Annotated in this window: 10 protein-coding genes; 8 read left to right on the plus strand and 2 right to left on the minus strand. The window is 65.0% G+C overall.

What is annotated here, in order from left to right:
* Positions 1-68 precede the first annotated feature (68 nt).
* A complete protein-coding gene (locus EXR94_02685; GenBank protein ID MSR01636.1) occupies positions 69-1,175 on the plus strand; it encodes a Re/Si-specific NAD(P)(+) transhydrogenase subunit alpha in 1,107 nt (368 codons plus the stop codon).
* A gap of 295 nt (positions 1,176-1,470) precedes the next feature.
* Complete coding sequence (locus EXR94_02690) at positions 1,471-2,361, plus strand: sigma-70 family RNA polymerase sigma factor (protein ID MSR01637.1); 891 nt, start codon at positions 1,471-1,473, stop codon at positions 2,359-2,361.
* Positions 2,362-2,448: 87 nt separating this feature from the next.
* Here the strand turns inward: EXR94_02690 and acnA are convergent, their stop codons facing one another.
* On the minus strand, positions 2,449-5,115 hold the full coding sequence (gene acnA, locus EXR94_02695) for an aconitate hydratase AcnA (protein MSR01638.1): 2,667 nt from the start codon (positions 5,113-5,115) through the stop codon (positions 2,449-2,451).
* 24 nt (positions 5,116-5,139) lie between these two features.
* Between acnA and EXR94_02700 the strand changes: the two genes are divergently transcribed.
* The 6 genes from EXR94_02700 (at position 5,140) to EXR94_02725 (ending at position 11,478) form a co-directional block, all read left to right on the plus strand.
* Positions 5,140-5,529 carry a DUF971 domain-containing protein gene (locus tag EXR94_02700; GenBank protein ID MSR01639.1) on the plus strand — a complete coding sequence of 130 codons (390 nt, stop codon included), beginning with the start codon at positions 5,140-5,142 and terminating at the stop codon, positions 5,527-5,529.
* Positions 5,526-5,837 carry a hypothetical protein gene (locus tag EXR94_02705; GenBank protein MSR01640.1) on the plus strand — a complete coding sequence of 104 codons (312 nt, stop codon included), beginning with the start codon at positions 5,526-5,528 and terminating at the stop codon, positions 5,835-5,837. The genes EXR94_02700 and EXR94_02705 overlap by 4 nt, the downstream gene beginning before the upstream one ends.
* Entirely contained in the window at positions 5,785-8,232 is a 2,448-nt protein-coding gene (locus EXR94_02710) for a hypothetical protein (GenBank protein MSR01641.1), read from the plus strand. Before EXR94_02705 ends, EXR94_02710 begins: the two co-directional genes overlap by 53 nt.
* A 3-nt stretch (positions 8,233-8,235) precedes the next feature.
* Positions 8,236-9,471: an MFS transporter gene (locus EXR94_02715; protein ID MSR01642.1), complete on the plus strand. Its 1,236-nt coding sequence runs from the start codon at positions 8,236-8,238 to the stop codon at positions 9,469-9,471.
* Between the two features lie 7 nt (positions 9,472-9,478).
* Entirely contained in the window at positions 9,479-11,170 is a 1,692-nt protein-coding gene (locus EXR94_02720; GenBank protein MSR01643.1) for a M3 family oligoendopeptidase, read from the plus strand.
* Positions 11,171-11,259: 89 nt separating this feature from the next.
* On the plus strand, positions 11,260-11,478 hold the full coding sequence (locus EXR94_02725) for a translation initiation factor IF-1 (GenBank protein ID MSR01644.1): 219 nt from the start codon (positions 11,260-11,262) through the stop codon (positions 11,476-11,478).
* An 84-nt stretch (positions 11,479-11,562) separates the two neighbouring features.
* On the opposite strand, the gene EXR94_02730 is transcribed toward EXR94_02725, so the two are convergent.
* Positions 11,563-11,775: a cold-shock protein gene (locus tag EXR94_02730; GenBank protein MSR01645.1), complete on the minus strand. Its 213-nt coding sequence runs from the start codon at positions 11,773-11,775 to the stop codon at positions 11,563-11,565.
* Positions 11,776-11,959 lie beyond the last annotated feature (184 nt).

The following is an 11,959-nucleotide window of genomic DNA, read 5'->3' on the forward strand; positions in this document are numbered from 1 at the left end:
CGAAGGTCTACCCCGGCCCCAGCATGCAAAGACCGGGGCTCCGTTGCACCGACGTCGAGTGAGGTCTGATGCGAATTGGTGTCCTCCGGGAAACGGCCGGCAGTGAGCGGCGCGTGGCCCTGATTCCCGCAACGGTTCAGAAGCTCGTTCAGTGGCAGCATGACGTCGTGGTCGAACGCGAGGCCGGATCGGCTGCCTTCTTTCCCGATCAGTTGTATCGCGAGGCGGGCGCCACCATCGCCGATGGTCCCAGTGCCGCATCAGACGGGGCCGATCTCGTCATCAAGGTCCAGCCCCCGACCGCCGATCAGGTCAAGGGTTTCCGAAGCGGATCGGTCCTGATCTCGCTCCTGGCACCCCATGCGAACGGGCCGCTGCTCGATCAACTTGCGGTTGCCGGGGTGTCGGCCCTCTGTCTCGAGTTGGTCCCGCGGACCACCAAAGCCCAATCCATGGACGTCCTGTCCTCGCAGGCAACGGTGGCCGGGTATCAGGCCGTCCTGATCGGAGCCTCCCGCATGGGCCGGATGCTGCCCATGCTGACCACCGCCGCTGGGACGCTGACCCCCGGCAAGGCCTTTGTGCTCGGAGCCGGCGTGGCCGGCCTGCAGGCCATCGCGACGGCCCGGCGATTGGGTGCGGTGGTCTCCGCCTTTGACGTCCGGGCCGTCGTCAAAGAGCAAGTCCAGAGCTTGGGTGCCAGTTTCGTCGAGACCGAGGCCAAGGCGGAGGGAGCCGGCGGGTACGCCAAAGAGCTGGCCGCCGACCAGCAGGCCCTCGTTTTGGCAACCATCGGTGGGCACATCACGAGCATGGACTTGGTCATCGCCACCGCGGCCATTCCGGGCAAGCCGGCGCCGCGCTTGATCACCAGGGCCATGGTGGAGTCGATGAAGCCGGGGTCGGTCATCGTCGATCTGTCGGCGGAAAGCGGGGGGAACTGTGAATTGACTCGACTGGGCGAGAAGGTGTCGGTTCACGGCGTTACCATTCTTGGACCGAAAAACGTCGCCGGCATGTTGCCGAATCACGCCAGTTTCATGTTCAGCAAGAACATCCAGTCCCTCCTCGAATATGCCATTAAGGACGGCGGTCTCACCGTCGATCTCGAGGACACCATCGTCGGCCCCATGTGCGTGACCCACGCGGGCGCCGTGCGCTATGGGGGCCGCTAAGCCTGGCCCCCAGACTGGAGCGTGGGTTACCGCCCGGCCAGCCGACGTCTCCTTTTCGTCGAATCCCGGGCGGGGTCACGGCGTAGTTGGGAGGGTCGGGCGGCCATTTGGCAATGCCGACTAAGATATTCTGAGTTGCCGGGCCTTTCTGCAACCCCATGTCCCTGGACGGTTTACCTAAGTGATTGAATTTTTTGGCTTTAGGTAGTATATTGGCGCGCCGAAGAGGACGAACGTTTTCGGATGGTTTTCGGGATCTTCGGGGGCAGTTTCCTTTTACTGTGTGGAGGACCTAGTGACTCTTCCTCGTGCGAAGCGCCGAGCGGCTCGTCCTGCTCAGATCGCCCGTGCGGTGGACGAGGGCCGCGAGAGCCTCGACCTCTACCTGGACGAAATTTCCCGAGTACCGCTGCTCAGCCGAGACGAGGAAATGGAACTCGCTCGCAAGGCGTTTCGGGGTAATATCGTCGCCCAGGAAAAGTTGGCTCGTCATAACGTGCGGTTCGTCGTGTCGGTCGCTAAAAAATTCCAGAACCGGGGAGTTCCGCTCGTCGACTTGATCGGCGAGGGCAACCTCGGGCTGATGACTGCGGCCCGGAAGTTCGATCCGGATCGCGGCGTCAAGTTCATTTCGTATGCGGTGTGGTGGATTCGTCAGGCGGTCCAAGCCGCGATCGCCCGTCATGGGCGGCCGGTTCGGGTGCCGCTCAACCGAACCGCGGATCTCTCGCGGCTCGGCCGGACCACGACGCTCCTCAAGGAACGTCTCGGCCGGATGCCGACCACCGAAGAATTGGCCCGCGCCACCGGCTTGACGCCGGAAGCGGTTCGGAGCCTGAGCGCGCTCAATTCCGAAGCCGTTCGCCTCGACCACCCCACCCGGGACGGCGATGGCAACGAGCGGATGGAGCGGTTCGCGGCCACCGATCAGGAAGGCACTGACAGCTCCACGTTGGCCAACAGCCAGAGCAACGACATCGAGGCGGCCTTGGCGACGTTGCCACCGCGCGATGCCAAAGTACTGCGGCTCTATTTCGGCCTCGAAGACGGCAACAGCCGGACCCTCGAGGAAATCGGTCGGATGATGGGAGTCACTCGCGAGCGGATTCGTCAACTCCGCGACCGGGCCCTCCAACGGCTTCGCGAAGGCGAAACCGGAGACCGCCTCAAGGACCTCGTCGCCTAACCGACCCGAGTCCATCAAGCAAAAGACAGTGAGGGGAGCCGAAACGCTCCCCTCACTGTCTTTCCGCCGAGTGCCGAGTGCCGAGCTCTAGCTAAACATCCGAAGCACCCGCGGCAGAATGCCCCCATGCCGGTAGTAGTCGACCTCAACGTTTGAGTTGAGCCGTACCACAGCCCTGAACTTCTTCACGGTGCCGTCTTCGGCCGTTGCCGTCACATCGACCCGTCCCCCAGGCACTGGGCCGCTCGCGATCCCGGTAATCGTGAAACTCTCCCGTCCCGTCAGGCCCAGTGACTCGCGGGTCTGGCCCGGCTCGTAACAGAGGGGCAGCACGCCCATCCCCACCAAGTTGCTCCGATGGATCCGTTCGTAGCTCTCGGCGATCACCGCTTTCACGCCGAGCAGAGTAGTGCCCTTGGCGGCCCAGTCCCGGCTCGAGCCGGTGCCGTACTCCTTGCCCACCAAGAGGACGAGCGGGGTGCCGCGCTCGAGGTAGCGCATCGCGGCATCGTAGATCGAAACGACCTCGCCGGTCTTGAAGTCCAAAGTCCAGTTGCCCTCTTTCTCGGGCACCAGTCCATTCTTGATCCGGACGTTGCCGAAGGTGCCGCGCATCATGACCTCATGATTGCCGCGGCGGGCGCCGAAGGTGTTCCAATCCGCCGCGGCCACGCCTTTCTCGAGCAGGAATCGGGCGGCGGGACCGTTCTTCGGGATCGAACCGGCCGGCGAGATGTGGTCCGTGGTCACCGAATCGCCGAGGGTGGCCAGCACCCGCGCGGCAACGACGTCTTGAAAGGCACCCGGGGTGACCGGGAGGTCCTGGAAGAACGGGGGCTCCTGGACGTAGGTGGAGGCCCGGTCCCAGGCAAACCGGCTTCCGCCGGGGACTTCGAGCCGCTGCCATTCGGCGTCGCCCTCGAAGACCCGGGCGTAGCTCTGGCGGAACATCTGGGCGGTCAGGGAGGTGGCCAGGACAGCCGAAATCTCCTTGGCGCTCGGCCAGATATCGGCCAGGTACACCGGCTGTCCGGACCGGTCGGTGCCGAGCGGTTCGGTCGACAGGTCCAAGTCGGCCCGGCCGGCCAGCGCGTAGGCGACGACCAATACCGGCGAGGCCAGGTAGTTGGCCCGGACCAACGGATGGACCCGGGCCTCGAAATTCCGGTTTCCCGAGAGCACCGCCACCGCCACCAGTCGCTGCTGTTCGATGGCCTCGGCGATCGGGTCGGGCAGGGGGCCGCTATTTCCGATACAAGTCGTGCAGCCATAGCCAACCGTCTGGAAGCCGAGCTGGTCGAGGTAGGGGCTCAGGCCGGCCGCATTCAGATAGTCGGTCACGACCCGGGAGCCGGGCGCCAGGCTGGTCTTGACCCATGGCTTGGTGGTCAGGCCCTTCTCGACGGCTTTTTTGGCCAACAGGCCGGCCCCCACCATCACCGACGGGTTCGAGGTGTTGGTGCAGCTGGTAATCGCGGCGATGACCACCGAGCCATCCCGGACCTCACCCGAGGCCGGGGCCGTTTCGGCGCCGCCGGCGGCCCGGAGGCTGGCCAGGTTGGAGGTGAAGTTCTTGGCCATGTCCACCAGTCGTACCAAGTCTTGGGGTCGCTTCGGCCCGGCGAGGCTTGGGGCCACGGTCGACAGGTCGAGGGTCAGGGTACTGGTAAAGACCGGGTCGGGCGTGGCATCGGTGCGAAAGAGCGCGTTCTCCTTGCAGTACCGCTCGGCTCGCTCGACGACGTCGGCGGGGCGGCCGGTCCGGCGGAGATAGTTGATGGTTTCGGCGTCGACGGGGAAGAAACCCATCGTGGCGCCGTATTCCGGGGCCATGTTGGCGATGGTGGCCCGGTCAGCCAGGCCGAGGGTTGAGAGGCCTGGGCCGTAGAACTCGACGAACTTGTCGACCACGCCGGCCTTCCGAAGGATCTGGGTGGCCTGAAGCACCAGATCGGTTGCCGTAGTGCCAACGGGCAGGGCACCGACTAATTTCATTCCCACGACTTCGGGGATCAGCATGAAGTACGGCTGGCCGAGCATGACCGCTTCGGCTTCGATGCCGCCGACACCCCACCCCATGACGCCGAGGCCGTTGATCATGGTCGTATGGGAGTCGGTGCCGACCAAGCTGTCGGGATAGACCGTCAGATCACCGTGCTGGTCCCGCAGTTGCACGGCCGGCGAGAGGTACTCGAGGTTGACCTGGTGGACGATGCCGGTGCCGGGCGGGACCACCCGGAAGTTCTGGAAGGCGCGTTGGGCAAACTTGAGAAGTTGATAGCGCTCCTTATTTCGGTCAAATTCTAGCGCTACATTCTGTTTGTATGCCTCGGCCGTTCCATAGTGGTCGACTTGGACCGAGTGATCGATCACCAGGTCGCAGGGTACCACCGGGTTGATGCGTTGAGGGTCGCCCCCGATCCTGGCCATGGCGTCCCGCATGGCCGCCAGGTCGACGACACAGGGCACGCCGGTAAAATCCTGGAGAACGACCCGGGCCGGCATGAAGGGGATCTCGCCGCTGGCCGGCTGGCCGGTCCATCGGGCAATCTGAAGGACATGGTCTTCGGTGACGATACCCCGACCCGCGTGGCGGAGGGCGTTCTCCACCAGGATGCGGATCGAAAAGGGCAGTTGATCCAAGTCGGTCAGCCCTTGTCGGGCGAGTTCCTGGAGCCGGAACATGACGGCGCGAGTCGGTCCGAGGTCAAGCTGGCTTCGGGTGCCGAACGGATTGGGATGGGCGTTAGTCATTTGGAAACCTGGTGGTAGCGATCAATTGTCAGGGACAGTGGAGCCGGCCGTACTCGATATCTGTCCGAGCGAAAGATAGCCAAGGAGGGCCGTACGAGCGGAACGACGCCGGTCCCCGCCGCGATCACTCGGCGTGATGATGGAATCCTGCTCCAATGGGTACGGGGTGGCGCCGTTGCCAGGCTCGCTGCCCGGGGGCTCCGGCTGGCGTGCCCGTGCGCGCAGTGCGTGGATGAAATGTCCGGTCGCCCGATCCTCGATCCCACGGTCGTCCCCGACGATGTTCGGCCGGTCCATCTGGCCTTGGTGGGGGCCTATGGGCTCAGGATCAATTGGAGCGACGGGCACGCCACCGGCATTTATACCTTCGACTTCCTCCGTCGTCACCCGGAGGCCGCCGCGGCAACCCCATGAACATCGGCCGGAGTTACTGGATCTTGATCTGGTACGGCATCCTGACCCTCGGCGTGGTCGGGTTGTTAGCCGCCCTCTATTGGGGTCGCCGGACCCGGGGCAAGAATCTCGACGAGATTCTTTGGGTCATCGGAACGACCACGATTTCCCTGGGTATGCTTCTCCTGCTCAACCGAATGGCTGGCGGGGCTGCCCAGACCCTGCTGCTGGCGGCCTTGGTGAGTTTCGTGCTGGCCTTCATCGTCGGCCGTCGTCGTGAACTTCCTCTCCCAGAAGACAATCCCGGCGGCGACGAAGATGCGGAGTAAGGGGCCGCTCCTGGCCTTGCTGGTCATCGGCTGGATCCAATCATCGTCGGCTCAGATCGTCGGCCCCTCGACCGGGGGAACCGCCGGCGTGGCGCAGGCCGTTCGAATGCTTGGCCACACCAAGCGGGTCTTGATGATCGCGGCCCACCCCGACGATGAGGACACCGAGCTGCTCACCTATCTGGTCCGACGGGAGGGGGCGGTCGCCGCCTACCTCTCCTTGACCCGAGGCGAGGGCGGGCAGAACCTGATCGGTCCCGAGCTCGGGGAAGCGTTGGGCTTGCTCCGTTCGGAAGAACTCTTGGCGGCCCGCGGTCTTGACGGGGCTCGCCAGTACTTCACCCGGGCCTTCGACTTCGGGTACTCGAAGACCCTCGGCGAGGCGCTGACCTTCTGGCCTCGGGATAGCCTGCTCAAGGACGTGGTCCGGATCGTTCGTCGATTCCGTCCTCAGATCATGGTCTCGATCTTCTCGGGCACTCAGAGGGACGGCCACGGTCAACATCAAGCAGCCGGCTGGGCGGCCCAGGAGGCCTTCAGGGCCGCCGCAGACCCCACCTGGTTTCCCGAGCTCGAGCACGAGGGGCTCCGCCCTTGGCGGCCTCTCAAGCTCTATCGCTCGGCCCGATTCGACACCACCGGCACCGCGTTGATGCTCGAGGGGGGCACCCTCGACCCAGAGGTCGGCCAGTCGGTCCATCAGATCGCGATGCGGGGGCGGAGTCTCCACCGTTCCCAGGACATGGGAGTGCTCCAGGAAGTTGGGCCGAGCCCGATCCGGCTGGCCTTGGTTGAGGATCGCACTAAAACCGGCCCAGAGCTGTTTGCCGGGATCGATACGCTGCCTCCCCGCTCGGGAACTCAAGAAAGCCGCGAGCTCGAACCGTTTGCCGCCGTCGCCGCGGCCGCGAACGCCGGGGTGGTGGTCGACGCGATTGCCGAGGAGTCGCGCCTGGTGGGGGGACAGTCGGTTCGGCTCCGGCTCTCAACGTGGAACGCTGGCACTAGGCCGGTTCGGGTTCGCTCCGGGCTCCGGGCGCCGGCCGGATGGTTGGCCACCGGCCCGTGTCTCGGGGCGGAGCAGGCGATTCTGCCGGGTCAGGTGAGCCATTGCTCGATTGACCTCGTGGTGGGCCTGGGCACCCCTCCGACGGCGCCGTACTTCCTCCGCGAAGCTCGGCTGGGGGCTTGGCATCGGTGGGCTGGACCGGCGACGGGATTCGGGGATCCGTTTGATCCGCCGGACCTCGTCGGCCAATTCGACCTGGTGCTTGAGGACGGCCGGCAGATCACCCTGCGCCGGGAGGTCTTCCATCGGTTTCGGGATCAAGCGATCGGCGAGGTCCGGCGCCCGATTGGGGTCGTGCCCCGAGTCGACGTCCAGGTGGCGCCGTCAATCAAGGTTTGGCCGGTCGACCGGATCGGTCCCCAGGCTCTGACCGTGGCACTCCATCATGCCGGGGCTGATTCAACCTTCGGCACCGTGGCCCTTGACCTGCCGCTGGGCTGGCCACCGGTGGAGCCGCAATCGTTCAGTCTGGTTCACCCGGAAGAGCGTCGAACCTACACCTTTTTGCTCAAGGCCCCATCGTCCCTCGAGCCGGGCGACTACGTGGTTCGGGCGGTGGTCCGGGACCAGGCCGGCAACCGCTATGAAGAGGGTGCAGTGTCTGTCACTTATCCACACATTCGCGCTCGGTCATTCCAGGTGGCAGCCATAGTGACTATACGAGTCAAGGCGTTATCGCTGCCAGCCGATCGACTCATCGGCTACGTCCTGGGGGCGGCTGACAAGGTCCCGGAGGCCCTCCGGAGCGCCGGAGTTGGGGTTGAAATCCTGGACGCCGCGGCCTTGGAGCAAGGGGACCTCAGCCGCTTCCGCACCATCGTGGTTGGGAGCCGGGCCTATGAGATCGATCCGGCGTTGGTTCTGAACAACGGCCGGCTCCTGGACTATGTCCGGTTGGGTGGCCACTTGATCGTTCAGTACCAGCAGCACGCCTTCTTCAGCGGGGGGTACGCCCCCTATCCCATGACCGTGGCGCTCCAGCACGACCGGGTGACCGACGAGCGGGCCCCGGTGCGGGTCCTGGTGCCAGCCGATCCGATCTTTCGGGGTCCGAACCGCCTGGGGCCGGCGGATTGGGATGGCTGGGTCCAAGAGCGGGGGCTTTATTTTCCGCGCACCTGGGATGCTCGGTATCAGTCGTTGATTGAGACCGGCGATCCCGGCGAGGTGCCGCTGCGCGGCGGGCTCCTGGTGGCTCAAGTGGGCAAGGGAACCTATGTCTACAGCGGATTGGCCTTCTTCCGCCAGCTGACCGCGGGTGTCAGTGGGGCCTTGCGGCTCTTTCTCAACCTCGTGGCCGTGGAGTCGCGTGCCGCCGTTCCATAGCGGGTGAGCGAGGCCTCGGGACGGGGGTTCACCACCCTCAGGGATCCGGAGTTCAAGAAGCTCTCGGTACTGATCGCAACCGCGCTGATCGATATGCTCGGCTTCGCGATCGTCTTTCCGCTGTTGCCGTTCTATACGTTGCAGCTCAAGGCGCCGCCGGTGGCGGTTGGTTGGATCATCGCGGCGTTTTCACTAGCGCAGATTGCCTCCGCGCCGATCTGGGGCAAGTTCTCGGACCGGCGGGGCCGCCGGCCTGCCCTCTTGGTGGGGATGTTCGCGTCGGGGATCGCCTTTCTGGTCTTTGGGTTTGCCACCTCGGTCTGGGTCCTACTCCTGTCGCGGGTGATCCAGGGCGCCGGCGGGGGCACCACGGGTGTCCTCCACGCCTATGTCGGCGACGCCATCCCACCGGAGCGGCGGGCCCAGGCGCTGGGGTGGATTTCCGCGGCCACCAACGTCGGGGTGGCGGTGGGGCCGATCATCGGGTCGTTTGCCTTCAAATTTGGAACGGCGGTGCCGGGGGTTGTTGCGGCAGCGCTCTGCTTCCTCAATCTCTTGTTTACCTGGCGGTGGTTGCCGGAGTCCCGGTCGTTCACGCCGGCCAGCGGCGTGCCGCGCCCGCGCCCGGCCGTGGCCGGGGCGCTCCTGTCGGTGGTCACCCACCCTCGGACGTTGGTCTCGCGACTGGTGTGGGTCTACGGCGCGGGGATGCTCGGCTTCTCGGCCATGACGTCGGTCTTTGCCCTGTTCCTTGGCGATCGTTTCGGGGTGACGTCGGCCAATGTCGGGTACTTCTTCGCCTACACCGGCGCGCTCAATTTCCTGATGCGGGCGGTGGCCTTGGGTCCCATCGTTAGGCGTCTCGGCGAGGTGGGAGCCATCCGGCTGGGCACGGTGGCGCTCGTCACGGGTCTCGTCTTGTACCCCCTGGTTCCGAGCCTCCTCATCCTGCCGTTGGTCATGCCGCTGATTCCGATCGGGACCGCCCTGATATTTCCGTCCACGACGGCCATGATTTCGAAAGCGTCCGATCCGTTGATCCTCGGGACGACCATGGGGGTCGCGCAGTCCTTTGCGGGCGGGGCCCGGGTTCTGGCGCCTTTGATCTCGACAGCCGTGTTTCAACGGTACGGCGCCTCAATGCCGTTCTATTTGGCGGCCGGCATTGTCGCGGGCGTCGGCCTGCTGGCCTTTCGGCTCCCCGAATCGGCCGGGCGCCTAGCCCAGGCCAAGAACTAGGAGTCCCATGCTCGAGACCCCCGCCGCCGTGACGGCGGCAACCTGGGAAGAGATCGCGGCGTGCTATGACGACCTGATGGCCCGCCCCATCGACGCCACCACGGTCGAGGCCTGGCTTGAGGCGTGGTCCCGGCTCGAGGAGGCCGTGTCCGAGGCGATTTCGAGCGCCATGATTGAATACACCCGGGACACGGCCGACGCAGCGAAGCAGGCGATTCAGCGGCGGCTGGTCATCGAGATTGCCCCAAAGGCCGAAGAGAAGAGCGTGGCGCTCGCCGCCAAGTTCGCCCGATTGGGCTGGACTCGGCCGGGACTCGAACAGATGACGGCCCGGTTTCGCCGGGCGATCGAGATCTTCCGCGAGGAGAACGTCTCCCTGACGTCGGCCCTCGAGGAGGCCGGGACCGAGTACCAGGGTTTGACCGGGGGCTTCATGGCGGATTGGGACGGCGAGAAGAAACCGCTGCCGCACCTCGCTCCCTTTCTCCAGAGCCCGGACCGGGCAGTCCGGGAACGCGCCTTTCATGGAATGGTCGGCCCCTACGTGGCGGCCCGGGATCAGATGGCGGCGCTGTTTGATCGCCAGTATGCGCTCCGCCAACGGGTTGCCGCCAATGCCGGATTTGCGGACTACCAGGCGTACGCGTTCGCTTCCAAATGCCGGTTTGACTACACCCCCGCCGATTGCACCCAGTTTCACCGGTCGGTCGACGAGGTGGTGATGCCGGCGATTGAGCGGTTGCATGCCGTACGGCGGACGACGTTGGGTCTCGGCCGGCTCCGCCCCTGGGATCTGAACGTCACGTTGTACCGCGATGAGCCGCTCCGGCCCTTCCAAACCGGGACCGAGTTGGCGGCCAAGGCGGGGCGGCTTTTTGACCGGCTCGATCCGGTGCTGGCTGATCAATTCGGCGTCATGGTCCGCGAAGGGTTGTTGGATCTCGACAGCCGGAAGGGCAAAGCGCCGGGCGGGTATTGCGACACGCTCCACTTCCGGGGCCGGCCCTTCATTTTCATGAACGCGGCCGGCGTCATGGAGGATGTGCAAACTCTCCTCCATGAGGCCGGGCATGCTTTCCATGCGTTTGCCTCGGACGCCAAACCCCTGATCTGGCAGCGCCACCCGACAGCGGAGGCGGCGGAATTGGCCTCGATGTCGATGGAGTTGCTCGCGGCGCCGCTCCTGGATTCCCCGGGGGCGTTCCTTTCGCACCGCGATGCGGCCATCGCCCGGCTCGAACATCTGGAGGATGCGTTGATCACGCTTGCCCACGTGGCGTCGATCGATGCCTTCCAAACCTGGATCTACACCGATCCCGCGGGCCAAGACGGAGTGGCCCGCGACCGGGCTTGGCTAACGATTCGTTCCCGGTTCGAGCGGGCGGTCGACTGGACGGGGCTCGAGGCCGAGCGGATTGGGCGCTGGTACCGGCAACTCCACGTGTTCCTTTATCCGTTCTACTACATCGAGTACGGCATCGCCCAACTCGGAGCCCTCCAAGTCTGGCAGAACTACCAGCGCGACCCGGCCGACGCGCTGGGGCAGTATCGGGATTTCCTCGCGCTTGGCGCCACGGCCGGCCTGCCCGAGTTGTACCGGGCCGCTGGGGCGGAACTGATGTTCGATGCCGATCGGATGCGGCCGCTGGTGGCCGCCGTCGAGGAGGAACTGGCCCGACTTCGGGCCGTCGTAGGCTAAGCTGTTGCCCGAAAGGGCTTTCGGGGCCACATTTCAGGCAATCTCGTAGGTTTCTCAGGCGAAGAACAAGAAAGGGCTAGGCGTCCCGGATGGCGAAGGAAGAAGGCATTGAGATGGAAGGCGTGGTGCAGGAAGTGCTTCCCGATCGGAATTATCGGGTTCTCCTCGACAACAAGCACACGATTCTCGCATACGCCGCAGGGAAGATGAGCAAGTTCAAGATTCGAGTGCTCGAAGGCGATCGGGTCAGCGTCGTGCTCTCCCCCTACGATCTCACCCGGGGCCGCGTCATCTACCGCCACAAGTAGCTCTCTCCGCCGAGTGCCGAGTGCCGAGAACCGAGCAACAAAAAAACCGCTCCCGTGAGCGGTCTTTTTGTTTCCCGAAACCCCTTACTTCGCCTTCGTGACGTTCTCGGCAGCGGGGCCCTTGGCACCGCTAACCATGTCGAACTCGACCCGCTCGCCCTCGGCGAGGCTGCGGAACCCATCCATCTTGATGGCCGAGTGGTGGACGAAGCAGTCCTTCTCGCCGTTTTCCGGGGTGATGAACCCGAACCCCTTCGCGTCGTTGAACCACTTCACGGTGCCAGTGATACGAGCCATTACGCCAAACTCCCTCAGGCGGTGAATCCTGCGGCCACCGGCGCGGATGCGCATCGGTAGCCATCCCTTGGTCGCGGGCCCATCCCGCGCCAGGAAACAAAGGACCGGGGTCGACCACCCCACAGGGTCAGCCGGTCAAATCAGTTACTCGAATGATTGAGTAGGACGCACGATGCCCACATTT

This window comes from Gemmatimonadota bacterium (genome assembly GCA_009692115.1).
Taxonomy (GTDB): domain Bacteria; phylum Gemmatimonadota; class Gemmatimonadetes; order Gemmatimonadales; family GWC2-71-9; genus SHZU01.